Consider the following 25322-nt stretch of genomic DNA (forward strand, 5'->3'; position numbering starts at 1 on the left):
CGCTACTCCAAAAACCGTCCATTGTGATATGATCATACCTATTAAAAATAAAGAGAATCCTATAAGTCCAATTAACAGAACCTTTTTTTATTCATTTTGCACCCCTATTACCCAACTGAAATATCCTTATATTATCTTATACGGATAAAATTGGTTAAGGTTTCATTCTGTACCAGATTCAATGATCCAATCGAAGTAAGAAGAGTATATCTAGTAGATTCAAATACCCTCCGTTTTTTCCCATGATAAAATCCCCTTCAAACAGAGGTGTAACACCACGATCGCTCGTGGTCTTTTTACACGTTCCATTTAAAGGGGACGGGAATTGAATATTTATATTATATTTCAATAAAGCTTATGAATCATCAATTGCGATATTCCAATAGTTTTTCATTCAAATTCTTTGTTTGTGCATAGATTTCTTGGTAAATCAGGAATAAGGCTTCATACTTTTCGGCATTCTCCCTAATGGGCATGTACTGTTTCTCTTCTTTTATGAATTGGGCTGCACATTCCTTTAAAGAGTCGAACCAGCCGCAGCCATAAGCCGCTAACATGGCCGCCCCCAAGCCTGGGCCTTGTTCACTTGATAGCCTGACAATTTTCGAATTGAATATGTCCGCTTGCATTTGCAGCCACGCTTCGTTTTTGGCACCTCCGCCAATCGAAATGATTGTATCGATATTTTTTCCGCTCCTGCGGAAGATATCAATGGATTCATTCAAGGAGAAAGTGATGCCTTCAAGGACGGCCCGTACAAAGTCTTTACGCTGATGGGAGCCATCGATTCCAATGAAGCTTCCGCGTATTGCCGCATCTGCATGCGGGGTCCTTTCGCCCACTAAGTACGGAGTGAATAAAAGTCCATTAGATCCGACGGGCACATCACCTACATCTGCCAATAACGTTTCAAATGATTCACCTTTGGCAAAAACTTCTTTAAACCAAGTGAGGCTGTAGCCTGCTGCCAAGGTTACTCCCATCGTGTAGAAGGCATCAGGTGCACCGTGATTAAAGTAGTGGACTTTTCCTTGAAAATCCCTGTCATCCCTTGCTTCATAGGACAATATCACTCCTGAAGTGCCGATGCTGCAGAGTGTTTTTCCGTCTTCTAAAATGCCAGCGCCAATGGCACCGCAAGCATTGTCTGCTCCGCCTGCAAATATACGGGTGGAAACGGTTAGCCCCGTGCGTTCTGCCACTTCGTCCGTTATCCTGCCCACTTCCGCATGTGATTCGACCAATGTCGGACATAGCCCGATATCAAGACCAAGCATCTCACAGATTTCTTTACTCCATTCCTTCTCGCTGACATTCAATAATAATGTGCCGGCTGCATCGGAGTATTCCATATGTAATTCCCCAGTCAGTTTATATCTCAGATAATCCTTTGGAAGGACGAATTTCGCTGCATTTTTAAATACTTCAGGCTCATGCTCTTTCACCCATAGGATTTTGGGTAAAGTGAATCCTTCTAATGCAGGGTTTTTCGTTATTTCCAACAGTCGTTCTTCCCCGACCGTGTCGTAAATGGTCTGACACTGATCGGTCGTCCGCGTATCATTCCAAAGGATGGCATCACGCAATACACGGTTTTCTTTATCCAGCAGGACAAGTCCATGCATTTGCCCGGAAAAACTGATCCCTTCAATATCTTCCGGGTTTCCATCAAAGCTTTTCAGTAGCTCGGCAAGCCCGGCAACTGTCTGTTCCACCCACGTGTCAGGGTCCTGTTCACTGTAGCCTGTTTTCAGATGAATCAATGAATAGGATTTAGCTACTTCCTGCATGACCTCGCCATGTTGATTCACGAGTAAAATTTTTACCGCACTTGTCCCCAGATCGATACCGATTACGTATTTCATGGCAGCACCTCATTCTATTAAGCTTTATTCCCCTGCGTAAGCTCTTAACAAATATTGGTTGATCGTCCCTTTAACTTTCTCCAAGCGTCCTGATTGATTTTTGATTTCTTTCAATCCTAGCGCATATTCTTCCAGTTTACGAAGGTCTGTATTCCCTTCGACGATTTCCAACCCGATTCCTTCTGTATAGCTGCTATAGCGGTTTTCAATCACATCATCAAGGATTCTATCGTCGATCAACTTTTGGGCAACCTTCAGGCCGGCTGCAAAACTGTCCATTCCTGCAATGTGTGCATGGAATAGGTCTTCCAATTCAAATGAACCACGGCGGACTTTAGCATCAAAGTTCAAGCCACCACGGCCTAAACCGCCATTTTTAATGATTTCATACATTGCCAGGGTTGTAGAGTACAAGTCGGTTGGGAACTCATCCGTATCCCAACCCAATAATGGATCTCCCTGATTGGCATCAACGGATCCAAGCATACCATTTATCCGTGCATAGCGAAGCTCGTGTTCGAATGTATGGCCGGCAAGAGTGGCATGGTTTGCTTCAATATTAAATTTGAAGTGATCTTGGAGACCATAATTCTGCAGGAATGCATGACCGGTCGCTACATCGAAATCGTATTGATGTGTTGTCGGCTCTTTCGGTTTTGGTTCAATCAGGAATTGTGCATCGAACCCGATTTCTTTCGCATAATCGACCGCCATATGGAAGAAACGCCCGAGGTTATCCAATTCAAGCTTCATATCGGTGTTAAGCAGCGTTTCATATCCTTCACGTCCGCCCCAGAATACATAGTTTTCCGCGCCTAGTTCCTTACCGATTTCCAATCCTTTTTTTACCTTCGCAGCAGAATAGGCGAAAACATCCGCATTATTTGAAGATGCTGCGCCATGAGTGAAACGGGGGTTCGTGAAGTTATTCGCCGTATTCCAAAGCAATTTCGTTTGACTATCTTTCATATAGTCTTTGATCATTGCGACGATTTCATCTAAGTTATTATAGGTTTCTCTCAAATTACTTCCTTCAGGAGCAATATCGGCGTCGTGGAAACAGAAGAATGGTACACCTAGTTTTTCAAAGAACTCGAAGGCCGCTTCTACACGCGCTTTTGCCATATCCATTCCACTGAATTTGTCCCATGGACGGATCATCGTGCCTGCACCAAATGGATCTGACCCATCGGCAGTGAATGTATGCCAATATGCCACGGCATAACGCAGGTATTCCTTCATTGTCTTCCCGCCGATGACCTCCTCCGGATTGTAAAATTTAAATGCATATGGATTTGAAGAGGTGGCACCTTCATAATTTATTTTACTGATGTTGTTAAAATAGGACATTGTTTTTACCCCCTTATTATTTCATGAATGATATCCGGTAAATGTAACTGCTTACATTTCCATTATAGCAACACTAAGTTAGTTTGTACATTAGATAAACTAAGTTTATGAAAATACCCCCATTTTACTAGTTAATCATGTAAAATGAGTAATGTAGTCTTATTATTGGCGTGAATTAAGCCGCTCCCTCTCTAAGTTCACCCATCATGCAGCTCATTTCAAGGAGGAACGACACATTTATGGACAATGCCAGCCGGGTCATTTATAACATACTTGAATGGATCACTAAATTCGCTTACCTGCATATTCTGTGGATATTTTTCACTATTGCAGGCGGAGTCCTTTTCGGATTCTTTCCATCCACAACAGCCATGTTCGCAATCATCCGGGATTGGTTAAGAGGAAACACCGATATTCCCCTCTTTAAAACCTACTGGAAATTTTTCAAACGCGATTTCTTGAAAAGTAATGGACTGGGAATATTCATCACAGCCATTGCCGGCATCATCGGCATCGACCTCTACTATATCCAGAATCATATAAACGATGTTTTGACATGGACTTACATCCCGTTATTCGCCTTCATATTAGTATTCACTATATTCATATTCTATCTATTTCCTGCCTTTGTTCATTATGACTTACCTGTGTTCAAGGTCATGAAGAATGCTTTTTTGATCATGTTGATCAATCCGCTCAACAGCTTTTTAATCCTGCTTTGCCTAGGCTTGCTTTTCATGGTGATGAGAACACTTCCGGCACTGGCCTTCATTTTCGGCGGAAGCACTTATGCCTTCATTACAATGTGGCTTTGTTTACATGCTTTCAATAAAGTCCAAGGAAAACAGAATAAATAAATAAAAAATCACCCACCGTTTATCGATTCGCTTCGGTGTGGTGATTTATTTTATCGCTCTTTATCCTTTCACGGCACTCGAAGAAATCCCTTCGACGACTTTATTGCTAAAGAAGACGAATGCAAGCAATATCGGTAGGATACTAATGATTAATGTAGCTCCGATTGCCCCCCAGTCCGTCATATATTGCCCGATGAAGTTTTGGATGCCCACTGTCAGCGTTTTATATTTATCTGAACTTATAAACGTATTGACGAATACGAATTCATTCCAATTATAAATCATATTGATAATGACGGTTGTGGACATGACCGGTAACGTCATCGGAAGAATGACCTGGAAGAACATCCGGTGGACCGAACATCCATCTATGATGGCTGCCTCTTCTATTTCAACCGGCAAAGTATAGTAGAACCCAAGCAGGATCATCATGGTGATAGGCAAGTTATAAGCCGTATACGTTATAACGATCGACCATGGATTATCAATCAGATTAATATTTAAGAACATGCTGAATAAGGGGATTATTGCGGAATGAATCGGGATCATCAGGCCAACCATGAACAATCCCAACACAAGCTTGCTTAATTTCCACCTCATCCGTGAAATGGCGAAAGTGGCCATGCTTGCTAATAAAACGGTAAGAATGATCGCTATGCCTGTAATCCAAATACTATTCCAGAAGTAAACGCCTATACCGCTTTCCCAAACCTTCGCATAATTTTCCCATCTTAATTCAGCTGGCCATGCAAACGGAGAACCTGAGAAGATTTCACGGTTATCCTTTAAGGAAAACAGGAATAGCCAAATGACCGGGAAGATTTGAAAAACAGCTACCAGCGTTAATAAGAGATAGAGAAAAAAGTAACCCACGCGCCCCATTATGTAACCCTCCCTTAGTATTGGATTTCTTCTTTTGTCGCTGTAACTTTACGGACGAAGACAGTCACGATCAGGGTGATGATCAATAACAAAAAGCCAACTGCACTGCCATAGCCGAAGTTATTGCTCGAGAAAGCCAGCTTATACATGTAGGATGCCATGACCTCACTAGATCCGTTCGGTCCGCCGCCAGTCATTACGTAAATCAGGTCAAAGTATTTCAAGGATCCGACCACAGCCAATACTACGGTCACTTTAACCACACCCATTATTAATGGCAATTTGATTTTGCAAGCGATTTGAAAACTGGTTGCCCCATCGATTTTTGCCGCTTCCACCAATGACTCAGGAATATTTTTCAAAGCTGCATAATAAATCAAAATATAAAAACCGGCATATTGCCATAAGATCGGGATGAATATCGCATAGAGCACAATAGTCGGCTCCGCCAGCCATGCCGGGGGATTTTCGACCCCGATTGCCATAAGCAGACTATTCAACATTCCATTCGTCGGGTTAAACACCTTAATCCAAAGCTGCGCTATCGCAACTGAAGACAAAAGCATCGGAATCAAATATATTTTCCTTAAAAGATCGGATCCTTTTATTTTTGAAGCTAGCACAAGTGATATTGCTAAATAGATCACTAAACTGAGTGTGGAGAATATCGCCAGCAAAAAGGAATGCCAGGCACTATACCAAAATTTATCGTCTTTCAATGCTTCCGTGTAATTTTCCAGCCCAATGAATTCCATGGGGCCGATACCATCCCACTTCATCAATCCATAATATCCCGTTAAAAATAATGGGATGAATATGAGTACAGCGATTAATAAGAGTGCAGGAAGGACATACAAGGCTATAATCCACTTATTGGACATTACTTTATTCATAACCATTCAACCCCATCGTTATAAAAAGTTGAAAAGGACCATCCATCATCAAGGATATGCCCTCCTCATGTTTTGACTAAGATTACATAAAGTGAAATCAATTTCTATCAATCATTCATTCTTTCGAAAGGGCCTCTTCATGTTCTTTTGCGAATTTTTTCGGTGTTACTTCCTTACCGAACAAAGCCTGGATCATATCCAAGTGGACTTGCGCTACATCTGAATTCATTTGAACGTCGGCAAATAATGTGATATTCGTTGCTGCATTCAATTCATTCAACACATCCACATACATTTGCGGTAGATCCAAAGACTCGGCATCCACTTTAGTTGCGGGAATCACGCCTGCTTTAGTCACGGATTTTTCTCCCCATTCTTTTACGAAGAATGATGTAAATGCCTTCGCTTCTTCTTTTACTTCCGAATCCTCTGCAACGAATAACCCAACACCAGGTCCGCCAACGAAACTGTTCATGTCCCCTTTCCCGTCGACTGTCGGAAATTTGAAATAGCCTACAGAATCTCTGAATTCTTGGGGAACCCCTTCATTTGTCGTGTAATTGGGCAAGTCCCAAGTAGCGATCAAATACATCGCTGCCTGTTCGTTCATGAACATGCTTTTAGCTTCCTCATCGGATAAACCGTTAAAGCCTTTCACGAAAGCATCCATATCCACAAGGTCCTGGACTTTTTTCGCTGCCGAAACCAATGCAGGGTCTTCAAAAGAGCCAGATCTATTGATTGCATTTGTCAATACGTCTGAACCGCCCATGCGATCAGCCAAATACATATACCATAATGAACCTGTCCAACGGTCTTTATTTCCAAGTGCGATGGGTGCCACTTCCTTGTCGGATAGCGTTTTCACTACCTGTTCGAACTCTTCATACGTTTTAGGCACTTCAAGGCCATATTTTTCGAATATTGCTTTGTTATAGAATACATTCGCAACATTCAATTCCAAAGGGAGACCATAGGTTTTACCATCGATTGCGTAAGCCTCTGCAGTTCCTGATACGAAACGGTCTTTAAGATCCCCTTCCAATAAATCATCCAGCGGGGCAAACTTCTTGCCGTTGACATAAGGCTCCAAGAACCCTGCTGCCCAGGTCATCCCCACATCCGGTAATTCATCAGAAGTGGACAGTACTTTTAATTTATCTTTATATTGCTCATTACTTAGTACTTCCAGGTCGATTTTCACATCAGGATTTTCCTTTTCAAAATCCCCGATGATCTCTTTTACAATCTGATTATGCGTTTTAGAACTTCCTTCCGGCCATAAATGCATGAATTTAACCACTTTTTTGTCATCAGAACTTGCTTTTTCAGTACCCGAGCCTGAACAACCTGAGATTAATAAAATAGATGATATAACCGCAAATAATAATGTAAACGCTTTCTTTTTACCCATTCCTAACCCTCCCCAAGATATTAAAATATTGATTATTCTGTTTTTTGAGCTTATTAATAGATTATCAAACAACACATCGTTTGTCTAGTCGACAAACAAAGTTTGTATTCGTTTTATAAAATGCTACAATGTAATAAAGTCTTAAAAAATGAAGGTGAAAATCGATTGAATAAAACGTGGAATCAACATGTTGTCAAGGAAGGAAATAAATCATTAGTTCTGCAAACCATCAAGGATCGTTCGCCCATTTCAAGAGCTGATATTGCTGCCCACACCGGTTTGAACAAAGGGACCGTTTCTTCTCTCGTAAGTGAACTGCTGGAAGAACAGTTCATCTATGAATCTGGACCAGGCGAATCAAGCGGTGGCAGGAGGCCAGTCATGCTGCTCTTTAATCAGGCAGCTGGATATTCCATTGGTATCGATTTAGGCGTCAATTATTTACTGGGGGTGCTAACAGATCTCGAGGGGAATATCTGTCACGAAAAAACTTTGAAATTCAATGAGCCATCATTCGAAGAACTTGAGATCAAACTGTACGAAACCATCGATCACCTCATCTCTTCTGCCCCGCAAAGTCCATACGGTATCGTAGGAATTGGAATAGGGGTTCCGGGAACGGTCAGCACAAACGGAAAAATCTTGCTTGCACCTAATCTCGGTTGGAAAAACATCGATTTACAATCATTGATGCAAACGAGATACAGTCTTCCTGTCATCGTTGAAAACGAAGCGAATGCTGGTGCTTATGGGGAGAAAAAATTTGGTGCCGGCAAGGATTTCAACAATATTGTCTATGTAAGTGTTGGAATCGGGATAGGCGTCGGCCTCATTCTTAATGATCAGCTCTACAGAGGAAATAATGGACTTTCAGGTGAATTGGGCCATATGACGATCGATATACACGGTGCGGAGTGCAGATGTGGAAATGTAGGATGCTGGGAACTGTATGCATCGGAACAATCCTTAATGAAACAAGCCATTCGTTTAGGAATAGCCCCACCTGCAGACGAGGAGCTTTCCTTGGAAAGTTTATTGTCTCTTGCGGAAGATGGAGATTTGAAAACCATTCACTTATTTGAATATATCGGTGACTATATAGGCGTGGGCATCAATAACATCATTAATATCTTCAATCCCCAGCAGGTCATCATAGGCAATCGGATGGCTTCTGCGAAACAATGGCTGACTGAACCATTAAACAAACGGATGGTCAATCAAACACAATGGTTTCACCAAAAAGATTTACGAATTAATTTTTCAGAGTTATCAACCCATTCAACAGCTTTAGGGGTAGCCGCATTTTCCGTCGAAAACTTTTTCAAGGATGATATTCCGAATATAGAGGCGATACTCTAAAGATCACAAACCCTTAAATTTGAATAGGAAACTGTCCTGCAAGGAATCGTTGTGAATGTTGCCCATCTTAGATATTCCACAGATATCACAGCTCCCATCCAGGGATGGTTTCCTATTGAAAAAAGGACCTTGCAAGAAAAAGAAAGCGCATACACTCTTTTGGATTGACGCTCTGTTTATGTTATTCATTGCATTGCTATTATTCATAAAAAATATCAATATACGAGGTGGATTACCCATGACAACGATTCAAAACCCCATTTTAACTGGATTCAATCCCGACCCATGCATTTGTCGCGCAGGGGAAGATTATTATATTGCTGTTTCAACGTTTGAATGGTTTCCCGGTGTAGGGATTTATCATTCCAAGGATTTAAAGAATTGGCGATTGGCATCAAGACCCCTGAATCGGCTGAGTCAATTGAATATGATGGGTAACCCGGATTCCGGGGGGATATGGGCACCCGCTTTATCTTTTAGTGACGGGAAATTCTGGCTTATCTATACCGATGTGAAGGTTACAGAAGGTCAATGGAAGGATTGTCACAATTACCTGGTTACTTGCGATACCATCGATGGCGAGTGGTCAGAACCCATTCACATGAACAGCTCAGGCTTTGATCCATCACTATTCCATGATGATGATGGCAGGAAGTATTTCGTCAACATGTATTGGGATCATCGCGTCGGCAATCATAATTTTTATGGAATCATGCTCCAGGAATATAGTGTTGACCAAAAGAAACTTATCGGAAAAGCCGAAATCATCTTCAAGGGAACGGATATCAAACTGACGGAAGCGCCGCATTTATATAAAATGAATGGCCATTACTACCTGTTAACTGCAGAAGGCGGGACAAAATATGATCATCAAGCCACTATCGCCCGTTCAGAAAATTTACGGGGACCCTATGAAGTGCATCCTGATAATCCATTGATCACTTCCATGCCATATCCCAGAAATCCGCTGCAAAAATCTGGACATGCATCCATCATTCAAACACATACAAATGAATGGTTTCTAGTTCATTTAACAGGCCGGCCATTACCTCAGGTCAATCAACCCCTATTGGATCCAAGAGGATTCTGCCCATTAGGAAGGGAAACGGCCATCCAACGCTTGGAATGGAAAAATGACTGGCCCTATGTGGTTGGAGGCAATCAACCGTCCAAAGAAATTGAAGGCCCGGACATCAAGGAAGTAAAGTGGGAAAAAGGATATGAGGAAAAGGATGATTTCAATTTCAAGACATTAAATCCACATTTCCAAACCTTACGTATCCCACTTGGTGAGGAAATCGTTTCACTAAATGACAACCCGGGACATTTACGTATATATGGCAAAGAATCGCTAACATCAAAATTCACACAAGCCTTTGTCGCAAGACGCTGGCAGCACTTTACCTTCACTGCAGAAACCAAAGTCGCTTTCAGACCAGATACCTTCCAACAATCAGCAGGGGTAGTAAACTACTATAATACGCAAAATTGGACATCCCTTCAGATTTCCTGGCACGAGGAAAAGGGAAGAATCCTTGAGCTCGTGACCTGTGATAACTTTTCTTTCGATCTGCCGCTTAAGAATAAGGAAATTGTCATTCCGCACGATGTCGACTATGTTTACCTGCGAGTGGATGTGAAAACGGTGATTTACGAATACTCCTATTCATTCGATGGCGAAACCTGGACCCTGATTCCTATCACATTCCAATCATACAAGCTCTCTGATGATTATATTCAAGGAGGAGGATTCTTTACTGGAGCCTTTGTGGGCATGCAGTGCCAGGATACATCCGGTCAAGGTCAGCACGCAGACTTCGATTACTTCATCTATAAAGAAAAACATGAGTGACTAAGGTTTTAGGGGAAGAGCCTGCCAAGGAACCCGACAAGCTTGGTAATTCTTTAAACGTGAAAACCCTGATTTTTTCGATTAAATGAACGACTGTCTCTTCGTAGACTACAGACCGAGTTATACCAGAGGTTCTTGGGATGGGGAATAACCACTTCTTCCCTCCCTGATCTCAAGAGAATAAACAAGTTATATGTGGCAATAGCAATGCATACAAATCTTCCATTTATATTTCACTCTCGGCAATATTCATGGCCTCAATAAGAAAAAACCGAAATCAGCCACTGATTTCGGTTTTTCCAGTAAGGATTATTTAATTAGTGATATCTTTTTTCTGGAAGAAGAAGAAAGTTAGCGCTAAAAAGATAAGATAATAGATGCCCAGTACACCCATTGAAAATCCAAGGGTAGCTCCATCAAACATTTCTATGGTTCCGGAAATATAGCCCCTTAAATCAAGATGGGGGAATAAGACGAATTTTAACCACTCGTATTTACCGATGAATGATTGAATGACCATATTTAACGTCGAAGAAGCGAATAGGATGAAAATGGATATACCTACTGCAAGTGCTTGGTTTTTAAATAATGTGCTTAGCATGAAAGCGATGGTCGTGATGACTAAGAATCCTGGTATCCAGTAAACGATCATGTCTACGAAATATTCTCCGACTACCACCGTACTGAATTCACCGAAAGATGCAGGATCCATTATTTTGTCTGAATACGAACCATTGCCAAAGAATATGATTCCGATTAGATAACTGAATATAAGTAGGCTCGCAAGTAATAACGCTGCAAATAACAGGGAAGTAATATATTTGGAAAGTAGAATCTTCCAACGTTTATAAGGCCTGATCAACAGTTGTTTTATGGTGCCATCCGAAAATTCCGAGGAGACGAGCGAGCTGCAAACAATGACAACGAATAAAGTGACAAATGATGTTAATGATGTCGTCCATTCCGCCATATAGGTCCAATTCGTGTTTAAGTCAGGGTTTATATTATCAGCTAACTGTTGCTTATTGAGATCAATTTCTTCCATGATCATGGCTTTTTCCTCGTCACTGATATCCTTAGCTTCCAATGCCTTTTGCTGTTCTTGGATATCTGACTTTAACTCTTGCTTCCAATCTTTACTCGTTTCTTCGGGACTTAGTTTATAATCGATGACTGCAGCCCCTAATGCTGCCAATAAAAGAAAAGCGATGAATATATAAGTTGAAACTTTTGAAAAGATTTTCATCCATTCATTTTTTACTAAGGACATCATACAGACTCCCTCATTTCCTGCTCAGTGATTTCAAAGAATTTATCTTCCAGTGATTTTCTAGTAATGCCAATTTCATAGACATCCAGCTGATTTCCATTAAAACTCCTATTTATATCGGCCGTTTGTTCACGAGTGGCCGATACGGAGATTGTCTTCGCATCATATTTTAAGATCGTAATATCGACAAACTGTTCTTGAAGGATTTTTTTAGCTAGCTCCCCATCACTCACAGTGAATGAAACTTCATTAATCGTTTCGGTTTTTTCATCTAATATATGTTCTTTCGTATGTATCAGTTTTCCCTTTTCGATAACGGCAAAACTATCACACATCAATTGCATTTCCGATAGTAAATGGGATGAAATCAATATCCCGACGCCTTCACTTGCCAGTACTTTCAAATAATCACGAAACTCGCGAATCCCTTGTGGATCCAAGCCATTCGTCGGTTCATCAAAAATCAATAACGACGGTTTATGTAAAATGGCCTGTGCCACGCCAAGGCGCTGACGCATCCCTAATGAATATGTTTTAACCTTCTTATCGATGGCATGATCCAGTTTGACAAGCTTTATGACCTCTTCTATTCTCTCATTGGATATCTCATTGGATGACATTCGGGCATAATGCAGGATATTCTTTCTGCCTGTCATGTACTTATAAAACTCCGGGTTTTCAACAATGGCCCCCAATTGATTCATCGCACCTTCGAAATCTCTATCGAGGTCACTGCCATTGATCATGACAGTACCGCCCGTACGATTGATAAGACCTGTGATCATACGGATGATAGTGGTCTTACCAGCCCCGTTCGGACCAAGCAAACCAAATATTTCATTACTTTTTATTTCAAAGCTAACATTGTCTACAATGGTTGCTTTTCCAATTTTTTTAGTTAAGGATTGAACCTTAAGAACCGATTCAGACATATAATACCTTCCTTTTTTTATATTTTCCAAAATAACACAAATTCAACATTACCATATTATGCATATTATTACTATACTGATATTTTTCCATCTGGATATGGAGCAGCCCATTGGGATTTGATGGACCACATTTATTTTCAATATCAGCCACAATCAATAGATTTTTTCATCGTTACCATCGATGGAATCCAAGGTGATGGCAGCCTCTCCGACATACCCTTTTTCAAGATACCCAATGATCGTTTCCGTATGCCGCTTCCCTTTTTAATCCTTATAGTGCAATATCATCGAACTCTCGTTAAAGTCTTACTTCTGCGTTACATTCAGCTTAAGCTCTTTGCCAGCCTGTATAGAGGAATATAATCCTGATATATTTTCCACTGCTTGATTTTTGACCTTAATGTCAAATCCTTTTTGCTTAAACATCCCGCCCCCAGAGTTCCCATTATCAATAACACTGCCATCACTTTTTTCCATCGAAATAGCCACAACTCCTATGTATCGTTACCTTTTAATACGTTTCCGAAAGAATAAGGTTTCAGGATTATTTTATCTAATAAGGAAAATTCATGGAAAATCATAAAAAAAGGAAAAAATAGATAAAGAATATAGAAATGGCAAGACCCAAGGCAAAAAGAAAGATTCTTCTAATAAAAGAAGGAAAAAGCCTATATATCATCATTACAATTACATCGATGAAATTCGTTGGTATTCCTGATCCGAACTCTTTGATCTCTTTCTTTTTGCCAAATACGGCGAACCACATTACAAAAAGACCACATAAAATAAAAATGATGGAAAAAATCTTAAACCCCATTATATGTCACCCGTTTCCTCATAGGTTAAACGATATTGTTATATTCTTATCTTAACTGGGTTTGTGGATTCAAGTTTCAAAATGAATTCTTCAACCTCTTTACCCCTTGCATGGGAATACCCTTTGTCCTCACCGAATCTCTCAAATCCGCATTTTTCCAGCACCCGGATGGATGCTAGATTATCCTTGGCCGACCGGGCATAAAGAGGACGAACATTTATTTTCGGCAAAAAATTGACCAGTGCCTCTGTAGCAATTCCTTTACCCCAATATTGCTTCCCAATCCAATAACTCACTTCCGGGTTACCAAACTGTTCAAACTTGAGAATGCTGCCCGCAACACATCCTTTGCAGATTATCGTCATTTTTTGAATATCCCGGTTCGATACGATATTCTTCCAGCGGGTCAGAAAAGCCACTTTGTCTGTTGGATCTTTAGATGTGAAAGCAGCCATATAATTTGCGGACGTATCCAATTGCTGCTCGAAAAAGATAGGAAGATCACTTTCCTTTACCTCCCGCAGCCGGACTCCTTCGTCATTGATATGCAATCCCATAAATTCACCCTCCCCTTCAAAAAAGTCTTCATAGAATATAACATTTATTAAAAATCATTGGACGGTAAAAAAGAAAAACCGAAGACTCTGCCATCTTCGGCGTGGTTTCATTCCTTTATCATACTATACTTACCGCCGAACGCTTATTGCTCAATATGTTTTATAACGTCAGATAAGCTCTTATCCACCATGGATCGGAGGCGTAAATGATGGTTTTCAAAAGCTAAAGCTTCCGTCACGGGATTTGGTACGATTACACACTTTAATCCAGCAGTCAGGGCCGCTTGAAGCCCATTTAACGAATCTTCAAATGCTACGGCTTCTGTGGGCTGAATATCCAGGACTTCTATTGCCTTTAAATACAAATCAGGAGCTGGTTTTACTTTATCCACATCATCCCCTGTGATTATTACTTCAAAATAGTTTAACAGTCCAAGTTCCCCCAAATGATGCGTGACCCACTCTTTTGTTGAACTTGAAGCGAGGGCGATTTTATATCCATTTTTTTTTGCTTCTTCTAAATAATCCTTTACACCTTCACGTGCCTGTGATGTTTTCATCTTTACTTCATGGACGCTTTTTGCTCTGGATTCAATTTCTTCAATATTACAACTTTCCCCCAGCTGATCTTTGAAGTACTGATTAAGTTCAGTATTATCCGTTCCGATGCATGTAACGAAATGTTCGAGAGGCAAATCAGATTTATAAAAAGACATCGTTTCCTTATAAGCCTCATACCAAGCCGTTTCTGTATCTAAAATTAAACCATCAAAGTCGAAAATAACTGCTTTAATCAAAATAATTTCCTCCTCTAACCGTGAAATGGAATTTCTATTAACATAAACGTACATGAATGAATCCCCTTGTTCAACCAAACGGTTCTTTTCGTTCCATGGGAAGCCTGATTATTTTTCATAGAATCCAGAATCCGTTAATTACTAAGGACATGGTAACCCGTTCTCCGCCTCATTTCTTTTCTTTATGTTACATGTTTTAACAATTCCTTAGTGCCTTTGCGGTGTTTTTCCTTAACTGCGTCTAAAAGAGTGATAGTTTAACGAATGGTTTAATTGCAGGAAACAACGAGGAGGATAAACATGAAGAAAATTTTATTAACGATCCTAACGGCTTCTGTATTCATTCTAGGAGTTTGCATGCCAACTAAAGGCGAAGCCGCTGCTTTGGATCGCACACTTTCATTTGGAATAAGTAATGGCGATGTAAAAGAACTACAAGAATTATTACTGACAAAAGGGGTTTTTCCCTATCATGAAGCAACAGGTTACTACGGACCGATTACAAAGGAATCCGTAAAGCAATTTCAGGAAAAATCAGGGCTGAAAGCCGATGGAATAGCAGGAACACAAACGAATCAGAAAATACAGACCCTGAAAAGCGGGGATATGGGAAAACCTGTAGCTGAACTGCAAAGGCTATTGAAAGCCTGGAATGTTTACACATCAACGATCGACGGCATTTATGGAACAGGTACAAAGCAAGCAGTTATGAACTTTCAAAAGCAAAAGGGATTATCAGCTGATGGAATAGCCGGTGCACGGACTTTCAGTAAATTAGATGAAAAAGCAGTTTCAGCAAGTTCAGCCGTTAAAGAACTGACGGTTACAAGTACAGCTTATACAGCGAGCTGCGAAGGGTGCTCAGGCACAACAAGAATGGGCGTCGATTTAGAAAAATATGATGATGCCAAACTGATAGCAGTCGACCCGAATGTGATTCCGCTAGGCTCGATCGTTGAAGTCGAAGGCTACGGACAAGCCATCGCTGCAGATACGGGCGGAGCGATCAAAGGAAACAGAATCGATGTATTCATCGCAAAAGAAGCGGATGCTTTAACATGGGGAAGAAAGCAAGTGAAGGTTAAAGTAATTAAATGATGCATGACGGAAACGTCATTTTTATATAAAAAGATACATAACAAACAGAAAGAGCATGTATGGAATCAATACATGCTCTTCCTGTATCCTGCTGGAGCTATGGATTTCAAGCAGCCGACTTATCAAACCAACTTGTACATGATAATGTCATCGACGTATTCACTTTCGCTCATCTTAAATTCCTTTATTTTTCGTCCTTCTTCAACAAACCCCATACTTTTGTACAAGGCTATTGCCCGATGATTTGTCGAAAAAACTCCTAAACTCACCTTTTCTATTAACGGATTGGCTTCTGCCCAGTCCAATAATGCTTGAACAAGCTCTTTTCCGATTCCCATCCCCCTGTAATTTTTTCTGATCATCAATCCAAATGAGCCCTTGTGAGACATTCTCTTTCTATTTTCCGATTCAAATCCAATCCATCCAATCACTTCACCATTTATTTCGGCCACGATGATGGTTTCACGTTCATTTTCCAATGACCTTTGTATCCAATCTCTTTGTTGTTCTATTGTTTTATTAAACTCGTTTGATACTGCAATGAAATACTCCCCTTCGGAAATAACGGAACTCTGTAACTCCAAAACAGCTTCCGCATCTTCCAATTCACCAGTCCGAATCATATACGAAAGACTATCATTTTTCATTTCTGACATTCCAATCCCCCTTGACTGCTCCCGCTCGGATTCAATGACTGTGAAAACCTTAGTAAATAGCCATCTGGATCTTGAACTAAAATTTCTTTTTTTACAAAAACCCCTTTATCGCTTTCATAATGATTTTCCATCATTTCTCTAAATAAGTTTATTCCATTTCTTTTTAAAGCAGCCGCCAATTTTTCAACATCATCAATATCAATCTGAAAATTAATCCCTCTGCCTAATGGATAGATTAATTCTCCTGTATCCCAGCTCCCATTTATTTCTTCTAGCATCATTTGCGCTTCGCCTAAAGAAAGAAAAGCAAATTTATCATTAACACGCTCATATTCTAAATGGAAACCCAAAATATCCATATAAAACTTTTTCGATTCGCTTATATCCGATACTGATAATTCAGGTATTAGTGCATTGAATTTCATATTTGTTCTAAAGTCTCCTTGTCTAACTTTCTTATACGGCCATTATCAATGTAACTTTTCATTACGAACCCTCAATGAATCACCTTCGCATCGAAGTGAACAATAGGACGGCTTTCCATAATTCTGCGTTCGATTTTTTGAACGGTTTTGTATAATTGACTATCCCCACTATTCAAATCGTACTTTTTATGAAAAAAATTATATAACGTCAGGTCCCTTAATTTTAAAAATAGCGGGATCGCTTCGTAATCTGCCCGTTCCAGTTTATTTTCCGTCTCATAACCTTTTATAAATTCCCTCATGAATTTTGCAGCATATTCATCGAGTTCTTTTACACCTTCACGTTCCAAGCTCCATATCAGATAATACAGGGGTATGGCCAAATCGCTGGCAAACCAGTGATAAGAACAGTCATCAAAGTCAAACACATGAATCTTCCCCTCATGAAAATGGAAATTGCCGTTATGTATATCAGAATGAATCAATCCAAAATTATCTTGATGAACTGGAAGCGCATTTAATTTCTTCATGATTAATTCTTGTTGGTGCTTCACTTGCTCTGGAACATCAGATTGATAGAGTTCGGCATTCAATAATTCTTCTTCATGCCAATCCAGCCTTTTATATTCCGTTTCAGGCTTGTAACTTTTTGTTTTTTTATGCAGTTGCCCTATTGTTCTTCCCCATTCAAAAAATAAATGTTCGTCGAAATTTTCATCGGTGACTTTCATCCTTACACCAGGAGCCTTTTCAAACAGGCAGCAATAAAAATCCGTGCCATCCAGACCCTTTACAATTTCAACTAAATTATTTCCTGTCGAAGAGATGACTTTCGGAATTTCACTTCCATTATTCTGTAAATGCTCAATCCACTTCAACTCAGCAAGCACTTGCCCTTTTGTACGATGTGATTGGTGTGTCATTCTTAAGATGTATGGAGTTCCATTCCGGTAAACCTCAAATACATAGTTCTCTGCATCTCCAAGTTTTACTGGACTCCCTGAACTCACTTGAAAAAAATGCCCAGCCATTCCTACCAATTCATTAGAAAAAATCCGCTCTACCGACGCTTCCATACTCTTCACTCCCATTAAAGATGTTGCTAACTAAGTTAATAAAAAAACGAATTATACTATGCTTTATACGATATCAAGATGCCTTTTCCCTTTATTTGTATATCATTCTTCTTTAATAAAACTTTACGATAACCAGGATAAAGATATGTTTATAGGGATGAAGCAATTACGGATTCCCACCAGTTATCACTCTATCCCCAAAGTTTAACGCATCACTTGGTTCATAAAGAAACCTATATAAATGAAACCATATTTTTCATAGGATCCTTTGTGGTCAGTACAAAGGAAAACTAATGTTTGGTATACTATTCGTATAATCATTAGGGAACATATCTTATGAAAACAGAAATGTTTCAAAGTATCCAAGAGTTCCTAATCGGCAAAATTGATCCTTCATTTATAATCGTGTTTCGCTCATACGCGAATAATACTACACATCGGGATAGTGACATCGATGTGGCGTCCTTACAGTACCTATGAGCTTTTTTATTGGCCCAGGAACGGCAGATATCCTTGAAATAGATGTTGATTTTTCAGGCACAGATTCACACGACTGGTACTGTGATATATTCAAAGGATTACCCCCTTCTTAAAAACCAACAAATGACTGTTCTTAGCATGTAAGCTAAATTGGATAAGGAACGTGAAAACATCTTAAAAAAATAGGGGAAAGTGGGACCATATATGAAGAATGATGTGATTTTGAACAAAATCAATGCAATAGAACGTTGCATGAACCGCGTTAAGGTGGTATATGCGAATAATCCAGAAAACCTAAAGGACTTTACCAAACAAGATTCCATCATCCTTAATATACAACGTGCTTGCGAATCCTCGATCGACTTGGCCATGCATATTGTAGCTGATCAAAGACTCGGGTTGCCTCAGTCAAGCAGGGATGCTTTTGATATGTTGCAGGAACACTCGGTAATTGATGAAGATACAGCAAAGCGCTTAAAAGCTATGGTTGGATTTAGAAATATTGCCGTGAATGATTACCAAACCATTAATTTAGATATTTTAAAACAAATCGTAGTGAATCATCTCAGTGATTTCACTGTTTTTACAAAACAAGTCCTGAATTTCCAGTAAAGAGGTTTTCCTGAAATTTGGGACTAGAAATCTCATATATAAAATAGGAAATTGGCTAATAACAGGGGCATCTTGAAAAAAGTCATTAGAATAAAGGGGAAAGATATGAATGGCGGAATTAATCGATTGGAAACATGGTGCTCACGGGCATAAATTTATAGCTTCTTTTAGCGGAGGAAAAGATAGTGTCCTAGCTCTGTATAAAGCAATGAAGGTTGGAGAAGCGGTTGGACTGATCGTCATGCTGGAGGAAGAAGGGAAACGTTCCAGATCCCATGGAATGCCTCCTGAGCTCATACGTGCCCAAGCGAATTCCATAGGTTTGCCCGTATATACTGCAGCTGCAAGTTGGACTGATTATGAAAAAGTATTTATGCGACTTTTAGAAAAAGCTAAAAATCAAGGAGCGGAAGTTTTAGTAACTGGAGACTTGGATATGCCTGCTCATGGCTGTTGGCATGAAAAGGTTACAAAAAATGCGGGATTAAAGCTTGGGATGCCTTTATGGGAAATGAACCATCGTGAAGCTGTCGAAGAGTTCATGAATCTAGGATTTGTAACGATCATTGTAACTGTTAATTTATCATTGGGAATGCGAGAGGACGACTTAGGGCGAACGTTGACCCATGAATACGTGAAGGAGCTTGAAGCCCGTGGTATCGACCCTTGCGGAGAAGGTGGAGAGTTCCATACCACGGTAATAGATGGGCCCATTTTCAAGCATCCCATTCCAGTTCGTAAATGTGAGATCATTAAGGATGGAGAATATGCCTTTTTGCCTTTGGAGCTAGATCAGATGGCAGATATAGTATAAAATCACATAAAAAAGATAGTGAGGATATCCCTCACTATCTTTTTCCGTTAATTTACATAATTTCAGCGGAAAGGCTAGTAAGAGTTGTCCCATATAAAAAACGCCCAATAGGGCGCCTAATCATGATTCCTTCTCTTCTTCATCATTTGCTATTTTATTGAACTTCAAGATGGATTCTTGGATTACTGGATTGTTGAATTCTTCCTGAATGGCTGATTGTACAAATGAATCCGCATCATTCGTTTCGTCCCAAGCATTAGCTCTGTACTCTGGATCATTATTCGAATGCTCCCTGGTATCCTCTGAACCTTGCCGACGATTTGATTGACCGTTTTGTTTCTCATTATTCGACAACTATTTCCACCTCTTCATGCATATTAGAGTTCGTTTATAAAGCCCAAAAATCTAAATGAAAAAAGTTTTAATTGCCTCTAAAGTTCCTCTTCCTTCATTGAAATCGGTGACCCAGTTGAAGTATGTTGATTAACCCAGTCAAGCGACACTTTTGAAACGGCAGGCCACTCAGGGATTTGGTTTTTATGCTGCTCCACCCAGCTCATGCAATATTGCGGATCTATATTGCTTTCTTCGGATTTTGCCAAGAATGACTGAATTGTAGTTTCCGTACAGTTTTCCCATGATCCACATGTATCCTGCCAAATATTTTCCATTTTCATTTGTATATTTTCGTCAGGCATTGGGGTTCCTCCTTTAGTAAAATTTTCTTTAAGAGTCTTAACTAAGTATGTCCAAGGCTAAAAAAATCATTACAAAATTTTTCCGAATTAATGTTAAGTACATCTACAGCACCCGTTTTTCATAAAGTTTCAGGCTTTTACTCGTGAGTTTAGGTGTTTTCGCGTGAGTTTCGAGCTTTTACTCGTGAGTTTCGAGCTTTTACTCGTGAGTTTCGAGCTTTACTTGTGAGTTTCGAGCTTTACTCGTGTGTTTCGAGCTTTTACTCGTAAGTTTCAGGCTTTTACTCGTGAGTTTCGAGCTTTACTCGTGTGTTTCGAGCTTTTACTCGTAAGTTTCGAGCTTTACTCGTGAGTTTCGAGCTTTTACTCGTGAGTTTTGAGCTTTTACTCGTGAGTTTCGAGCTTTTACTCGTGAGTTTCAGGCTTTACTTGTGAGTTTCGAGCTTTTACACGTGAGTTTCGAGCTTTTACTCGTGAGTTTCGAGCTTTACTCGTGAGTTTTGAGCTTTTACTCGTGAGTTTCGAGCTTTTTCTCGTGAGTTTCGGTGTTTTCGCGTGAGTTTCGAGCTTTACTCGTGAATTTCGAGCTTTACTCGTGAGTTTTGAGCTTTACTCGTGAGTTTTGAGCTTTTACTCGTGAGTTTCGAGCTTTTACTCGTGAGTTTCGGTGTTTTACTCGTGAGTTTCGAGCTTTACTCGTGAGTTTCGAGCTTTTACTCGTGAGTTTCAGGCTTTTACTCGTAAGTTTGGTCGATACATGAGTTTGCGGCTTTTATGCAAGGAATGGAATTACAAACACCTTCAAAAACCACCGTTGCCCCTATAGTCAAATAAAAAAAGCTGATTACTCAGCTCTTGTACTTGATTACTGCTATTTTTAATCACAATGTTTTCCTGAATGAATAGCACCATTTATCATAATCAAATTTCTCTTCATAAAAACGGTGCGCATCGTTTCGCTGAATTCCAGATTCCAATGCCACATATGCTGCTCCATTTTCTTTTGCCCAGTTATGTATATAACTTAATAATTTCTCTCCATATCCAAATGAACGGTGCGCAGTATCTGTTACCAGATCATAAATAAACACGTGACGTTTATTATAAAAGTTAACTCTCCAACTTAAACCAGCCAAGGATACAATCCGGTCATCCTTATATAAAGCATACAAACGATACCCATCTTTCCTCATTTCTTCTAGTGACTCCAGATATGTCTTTTGAGTTAAGTCAGTACGTAACTGATTCATAATTGGAAAGGCTGCTAACCATTGTTCTTTCTCTGTTAATTCTTGTATTGTTTCTACCGTTGAATTCACATTAACACCCCTGAAAATTTTATTAACATTACATTCAACTTTGAACACCGTAATTCCTCCATCAGATTGCAAGGGGCGCGTCCCATCTGTACACTTTTATTATTTTAATTTCCTATGCCGGGCGAATTCATTAATACAATTCTCCAACCATCCGGGTCTTCAATGGTAACACCTGACTTTTCCCAATATGGATTTTCTGGAGAAACTGGATCATACCCCATAGCTTTCAATCTATTTGCGATTTCTTCAATGGTCTTACGTTCAGGAATATAAAAGACAAGCAGATTATCCTTTGATGGGGCAGGACAAGGACTGCCATCTTTATGTTGAGTGAACTCTAAATGATAGTCGGAATCAGGTAGCCCGATCATGATACCGTCATATCCCTCGTGCCCTTCAAAGGAACCAATTTTTTTCAAACCTAATCCTTCACAATAGAAGTTGACAACCTTTTTTAGTTGATCAGTAGGACGTGCAACTCGGATTTGCGCTACTTTCATTTCTTTTGGCCATTTACTTTCCATTGTCCCATCCCTCTCTGTATATCGAATTACTGCGGAAACCCTTATTTAAGTATCAATTTTTCTTCCTTCAAGTTTATCTTACCAATACGCGTGCCTAACCCTAAGGCAATAGCAGCACCTAAACAACTGAAAAGACAGCCAGCAGCCAAGAAAATGGATGGATCTGATTCACCAATCATCACTGAAGCTATACCTCCAATTGCCGGAAAAAGGGCAACCATGTATCCACTTTTCGCCCCACCTATTTTCTCTACAAGCTTTAGGTAGAATAGCCAAGCTCCAAAGGAAGCGAATATAGTTAAATAGAACAAAGCAGATAAATATGTAATAGATGTTGGCAGACTGACTGCCTGTCCTTTAATGAACACAATTGCCCCTAAAAGAATTCCCCCTGCCGCAAATCCAAGTACATTAGCATAGATTGGATTTACTTTATTCTTAGCATTTCTAGCTGAGCTAGCATCGCCCAATGCAGTAAGGATCGTACCAAGAACAGCTATCATGATACCTTTTATATCATTAAAACCATGAATGTCATTCAAACTTGGGTAAATAACGATACAAACAGCCAGCACTCCAATTACCCCGCCAATTAAGATACGGGGATGTAATTGTTCTTTCAAAAAAATACGGAGGGCAATGGGTGTTAAAATGACTTTCAATGAAAATATCAATGTAACCATTGCCGCTGAACTTAAGATAGTGGCGTAATAGAGGCATAAATAACTTAAGGCAAAATTACATACACCAAACACAATAATAAATGGAACATCCTTTTTCATTGGTTTTCCTTTAGGTCTAAGAATGCACAATAGAATGAAAAATAGGATAGCCGTCAAACTTAAACGATACGTTAAAGATAATTCTAAACTCACAGGCGTACCTTGAATCTTTACGGCAATAAAATTAAGCCCCCATACCAATAAACAAAATAAATACATAAAGTTAGTCATATAAAGCGATATTGCCCACTTTCTTAGATTATTTCACCCATTATTCCTAAAGTTTTTTTATCGCCTATTAACGGAATCACCCAGAATAATGGAATAATAAAGAAATATTACCAGCTATGAGGGAATTGTCAATCTAAACGACTTTTCAAGAAAAGATGCGACCATTAATGCTGAATTAAAAAAGCACTCCAGTTAATTTGGAGTGCCTTCAAATTGAGTTCATTGAATCAACTTTGGATTATGCTAACGACTATTAACCTTTATAGCTAACTTGTCCAGTTTCAACCAATTCCTTCAGTCCCATGAACATTAAATTCCAGCCATGTTCAGATCCATCATGATATTCTCCAAGAGCTTTTTCAATATCCGCTTCTGTCCAATTTTCTTCATGAGGAACGTTGATGTTTTGTGAAAAGGTCATTTCACAGCCCTGTTGAAGTTCCTTCAGCTCAACTGTAATGGTATCTTCCGATTCACTAAACTGCGGCATTTTAAAAGTGAACACTAATTTGTTTGGAGAGTCTATTTCAAGATACTCCCCTATCGCCCGATAATCTTTTCCATCGCGATGATCAATAATTTCCCAAGTGCCTCCCACTTGAGGATCATTTAGTGCCACCTTATTTGTCCCCTCCAATGTAAAAAACCATTTTCTCATCATCTCAGGGTTCAACCATGCATCAAAAACTCTTTCAGGTACTACATCAAAATTTCTTGTCATCTTTAAAGTGGTTGTTGAATGTTTTTGCATTTACAGACCCCTTACGTAATTTAATGTTCTTTCTTTTTTGCTTTCAATAACTCATTCTCAAGAAGATCAAAACGATTACTCCAAAATTCCTCATATAAATGCAGCCATTCTGTAGCTTGTGATAATGATCCGGTATTCAATCGACAGATGTGAATTCTTCCATCGACAATCTTATCGACTAGATTTGCCCGCTCCAAGACCTTTATATGCTTTGAAATAGCAGCCAAAGACATTTCAAATGGTTTCGCTAGTTCAGAAACCGTCCTTTCTTTCAGAGCCATCATCTGAACCATTTCTCTTCTTGTTGAATCAGCTAAAGCATGGAAAAAATTCCATTTAAATTATCCTCATTTTGCTTAACCATATAGTTAATATAACAGTTTTTCGCCCTTAACATTCAACCATTTGGTTAAATATGAATGTATGCACTACATCAAATAAAAAACCCTTCGTGAAAAATGAAGGGTTTTTACCTTTTTACATACTTTTTAGTTCTTCTTTTGAGACAGCACACCAACCATGTGCTTCAAGTTTCCCTATGTAGGTTTCTATCTTGATTTCCTGAATTTCTAACGCAAGTGGGTGCAGCGAAACAAAACATTCATTCAAAGCATAATTAATCGAAACTTTTACAACTTCATATCCATTATGAAACCCTGGATCGAATCCCGGATCATCGATTATATCCCCTCTGACAGGACGAATATCAGATTCGAATGTTTTCATCATCGATATACTCTTTTCTTGTTCTTTTACAGACGATATGAAAATCAGTAAATTTATTTTCATTGCAGTCTCCTTTTCTCTAACCTTAGCACCTCTATCTTTATAAAAAAAGATCCCTCATAATAATGAATCGCACTGATAAGATTACATTCCCATTTTCCTTCAATCAATATGCCCCGATAGTTCCTAGGAAAAAGCTACCGAAACTCTCATACTTCCGTCATGGGCTAACACACTGCCTATTTTATAATAAAATACAAAACCATTATGATTATAAATACCATAATATAAGTCAACCATCCTACTTTATTTGATACCGATTTCTGAAGGCATTCGATCTTTGAT

General features: G+C 39.5%; 28 protein-coding genes. 7 read left to right on the plus strand and 21 right to left on the minus strand.

The features are described 5' to 3' along the window. Positions 1-365: 365 nt before the first annotated feature. Both xylB and xylA read right to left on the minus strand, forming a co-directional pair. On the minus strand, positions 366-1865 hold the full coding sequence (gene xylB, locus ABIE66_RS22880; protein ID WP_370016411.1) for a xylulokinase: 1500 nt from the start codon (positions 1863-1865) through the stop codon (positions 366-368). 24 nt (positions 1866-1889) lie between these two features. After that, positions 1890-3215: a xylose isomerase gene (gene xylA / locus ABIE66_RS22885; protein ID WP_370016412.1), complete on the minus strand. Its 1326-nt coding sequence runs from the start codon at positions 3213-3215 to the stop codon at positions 1890-1892. A 239-nt stretch (positions 3216-3454) separates the two neighbouring features. On the opposite strand from xylA, the gene ABIE66_RS22890 reads away from it, so the two are divergent. Then, the gene (locus ABIE66_RS22890; RefSeq protein WP_289326477.1) at positions 3455-4072 is read left to right on the plus strand and encodes a YesL family protein; all 618 of its coding nucleotides are present in this window, start codon (positions 3455-3457) and stop codon (positions 4070-4072) included. A gap of 60 nt (positions 4073-4132) precedes the next feature. Here the strand turns inward: ABIE66_RS22890 and ABIE66_RS22895 are convergent, their stop codons facing one another. The 3 genes from ABIE66_RS22895 to ABIE66_RS22905 form a co-directional block, all read right to left on the minus strand. Further along, the gene (locus ABIE66_RS22895; protein ID WP_370016413.1) at positions 4133-4954 is read right to left on the minus strand and encodes a carbohydrate ABC transporter permease; all 822 of its coding nucleotides are present in this window, start codon (positions 4952-4954) and stop codon (positions 4133-4135) included. Between the two features lie 14 nt (positions 4955-4968). Then, positions 4969-5847, minus strand: coding sequence for a carbohydrate ABC transporter permease (locus ABIE66_RS22900; protein ID WP_289326479.1), 879 nt, complete (start codon positions 5845-5847; stop codon positions 4969-4971). Between the two features lie 115 nt (positions 5848-5962). Continuing rightward, positions 5963-7261: an extracellular solute-binding protein gene (locus tag ABIE66_RS22905; RefSeq protein ID WP_370016414.1), complete on the minus strand. Its 1299-nt coding sequence runs from the start codon at positions 7259-7261 to the stop codon at positions 5963-5965. Between the two features lie 120 nt (positions 7262-7381). On the opposite strand from ABIE66_RS22905, the gene ABIE66_RS22910 reads away from it, so the two are divergent. Both ABIE66_RS22910 and ABIE66_RS22915 read left to right on the plus strand, forming a co-directional pair. Then, entirely contained in the window at positions 7382-8620 is a 1239-nt protein-coding gene (locus ABIE66_RS22910; protein WP_370016415.1) for an ROK family transcriptional regulator, read from the plus strand. 238 nt (positions 8621-8858) lie between these two features. Next, positions 8859-10472: a glycoside hydrolase family 43 protein gene (locus ABIE66_RS22915; protein WP_370016416.1), complete on the plus strand. Its 1614-nt coding sequence runs from the start codon at positions 8859-8861 to the stop codon at positions 10470-10472. A gap of 313 nt (positions 10473-10785) precedes the next feature. Here ABIE66_RS22915 and ABIE66_RS22920 read toward each other — a convergent pair whose 3' ends face one another. The 5 genes from ABIE66_RS22920 to ABIE66_RS22940 all read right to left on the minus strand — a co-directional run bounded on the left by ABIE66_RS22920 (position 10786) and on the right by ABIE66_RS22940 (position 14842). Beyond that, positions 10786-11742, minus strand: coding sequence for an ABC transporter permease (locus tag ABIE66_RS22920; RefSeq protein WP_370016417.1), 957 nt, complete (start codon positions 11740-11742; stop codon positions 10786-10788). Beyond that, the gene (locus tag ABIE66_RS22925; RefSeq protein WP_370016418.1) at positions 11742-12674 is read right to left on the minus strand and encodes an ABC transporter ATP-binding protein; all 933 of its coding nucleotides are present in this window, start codon (positions 12672-12674) and stop codon (positions 11742-11744) included. The genes ABIE66_RS22920 and ABIE66_RS22925 overlap by 1 nt, the downstream gene beginning before the upstream one ends. A gap of 306 nt (positions 12675-12980) precedes the next feature. Continuing rightward, positions 12981-13151, minus strand: a complete 171-nt coding sequence (locus ABIE66_RS22930) for a hypothetical protein (RefSeq protein ID WP_370016419.1) — start codon at positions 13149-13151, stop codon at positions 12981-12983. Between the two features lie 378 nt (positions 13152-13529). Next, complete coding sequence (locus ABIE66_RS22935) at positions 13530-14048, minus strand: GNAT family N-acetyltransferase (protein ID WP_370016420.1); 519 nt, start codon at positions 14046-14048, stop codon at positions 13530-13532. A 143-nt stretch (positions 14049-14191) separates the two neighbouring features. Next, positions 14192-14842, minus strand: a complete 651-nt coding sequence (locus ABIE66_RS22940; protein ID WP_289327388.1) for an HAD family hydrolase — start codon at positions 14840-14842, stop codon at positions 14192-14194. Between the two features lie 303 nt (positions 14843-15145). Between ABIE66_RS22940 and ABIE66_RS22945 the strand changes: the two genes are divergently transcribed. Continuing rightward, a complete protein-coding gene (locus ABIE66_RS22945; RefSeq protein WP_370016421.1) occupies positions 15146-15943 on the plus strand; it encodes a peptidoglycan-binding protein in 798 nt (265 codons plus the stop codon). 122 nt (positions 15944-16065) lie between these two features. Here ABIE66_RS22945 and ABIE66_RS22950 read toward each other — a convergent pair whose 3' ends face one another. From ABIE66_RS22950 to ABIE66_RS22960, 3 genes are all read right to left on the minus strand, one after another. After that, positions 16066-16599 carry a GNAT family N-acetyltransferase gene (locus tag ABIE66_RS22950; RefSeq protein WP_289326488.1) on the minus strand — a complete coding sequence of 178 codons (534 nt, stop codon included), beginning with the start codon at positions 16597-16599 and terminating at the stop codon, positions 16066-16068. Continuing rightward, positions 16587-17024: a bleomycin resistance protein gene (locus ABIE66_RS22955; RefSeq protein ID WP_370016422.1), complete on the minus strand. Its 438-nt coding sequence runs from the start codon at positions 17022-17024 to the stop codon at positions 16587-16589. Before ABIE66_RS22955 ends, ABIE66_RS22950 begins: the two co-directional genes overlap by 13 nt. A gap of 71 nt (positions 17025-17095) precedes the next feature. Further along, positions 17096-18100: a phosphotransferase enzyme family protein gene (locus tag ABIE66_RS22960; RefSeq protein ID WP_370016423.1), complete on the minus strand. Its 1005-nt coding sequence runs from the start codon at positions 18098-18100 to the stop codon at positions 17096-17098. Positions 18101-18784: 684 nt separating this feature from the next. On the opposite strand from ABIE66_RS22960, the gene hepT reads away from it, so the two are divergent. Next, positions 18785-19192 carry a type VII toxin-antitoxin system HepT family RNase toxin gene (gene hepT, locus ABIE66_RS22970; protein WP_370016424.1) on the plus strand — a complete coding sequence of 136 codons (408 nt, stop codon included), beginning with the start codon at positions 18785-18787 and terminating at the stop codon, positions 19190-19192. Between the two features lie 109 nt (positions 19193-19301). Continuing rightward, complete coding sequence (locus ABIE66_RS22975; protein WP_289326491.1) at positions 19302-20006, plus strand: Dph6-related ATP pyrophosphatase; 705 nt, start codon at positions 19302-19304, stop codon at positions 20004-20006. A 120-nt stretch (positions 20007-20126) separates the two neighbouring features. On the opposite strand, the gene ABIE66_RS22980 is transcribed toward ABIE66_RS22975, so the two are convergent. Next, a complete protein-coding gene (locus tag ABIE66_RS22980; RefSeq protein WP_289326492.1) occupies positions 20127-20360 on the minus strand; it encodes a hypothetical protein in 234 nt (77 codons plus the stop codon). A gap of 77 nt (positions 20361-20437) precedes the next feature. Further along, on the minus strand, positions 20438-20704 hold the full coding sequence (locus ABIE66_RS22985; protein WP_370016425.1) for a hypothetical protein: 267 nt from the start codon (positions 20702-20704) through the stop codon (positions 20438-20440). Positions 20705-21013: 309 nt separating this feature from the next. Here ABIE66_RS22985 and ABIE66_RS22990 point away from each other — a divergent pair, with 309 nt between their 5' ends. Then, a complete protein-coding gene (locus ABIE66_RS22990) occupies positions 21014-21139 on the plus strand; it encodes a hypothetical protein (protein WP_370016426.1) in 126 nt (41 codons plus the stop codon). Positions 21140-21585: 446 nt separating this feature from the next. Here ABIE66_RS22990 and ABIE66_RS22995 read toward each other — a convergent pair whose 3' ends face one another. The 6 genes from ABIE66_RS22995 to ABIE66_RS23020 all read right to left on the minus strand — a co-directional run bounded on the left by ABIE66_RS22995 (position 21586) and on the right by ABIE66_RS23020 (position 25040). After that, positions 21586-22023, minus strand: coding sequence for a GNAT family N-acetyltransferase (locus ABIE66_RS22995; RefSeq protein WP_370016427.1), 438 nt, complete (start codon positions 22021-22023; stop codon positions 21586-21588). A 104-nt stretch (positions 22024-22127) separates the two neighbouring features. Further along, positions 22128-22547, minus strand: a complete 420-nt coding sequence (locus ABIE66_RS23000; RefSeq protein WP_370016428.1) for a VOC family protein — start codon at positions 22545-22547, stop codon at positions 22128-22130. Between the two features lie 41 nt (positions 22548-22588). Beyond that, positions 22589-23500 carry a DMT family transporter gene (locus ABIE66_RS23005; protein ID WP_370016429.1) on the minus strand — a complete coding sequence of 304 codons (912 nt, stop codon included), beginning with the start codon at positions 23498-23500 and terminating at the stop codon, positions 22589-22591. Between the two features lie 253 nt (positions 23501-23753). Next, positions 23754-24251, minus strand: a complete 498-nt coding sequence (locus ABIE66_RS23010) for an SRPBCC family protein (RefSeq protein ID WP_370016430.1) — start codon at positions 24249-24251, stop codon at positions 23754-23756. A 20-nt stretch (positions 24252-24271) separates the two neighbouring features. Then, positions 24272-24532: an ArsR/SmtB family transcription factor gene (locus ABIE66_RS23015; protein WP_370016431.1), complete on the minus strand. Its 261-nt coding sequence runs from the start codon at positions 24530-24532 to the stop codon at positions 24272-24274. 196 nt (positions 24533-24728) lie between these two features. Further along, entirely contained in the window at positions 24729-25040 is a 312-nt protein-coding gene (locus ABIE66_RS23020) for a hypothetical protein (RefSeq protein WP_289326503.1), read from the minus strand. Positions 25041-25322 lie beyond the last annotated feature (282 nt).

Origin of the sequence: Peribacillus sp. B2I2 (assembly GCF_041261685.1) — a bacterium.
Taxonomy (GTDB): Bacteria; Bacillota; Bacilli; order Bacillales; family DSM-1321; genus Peribacillus.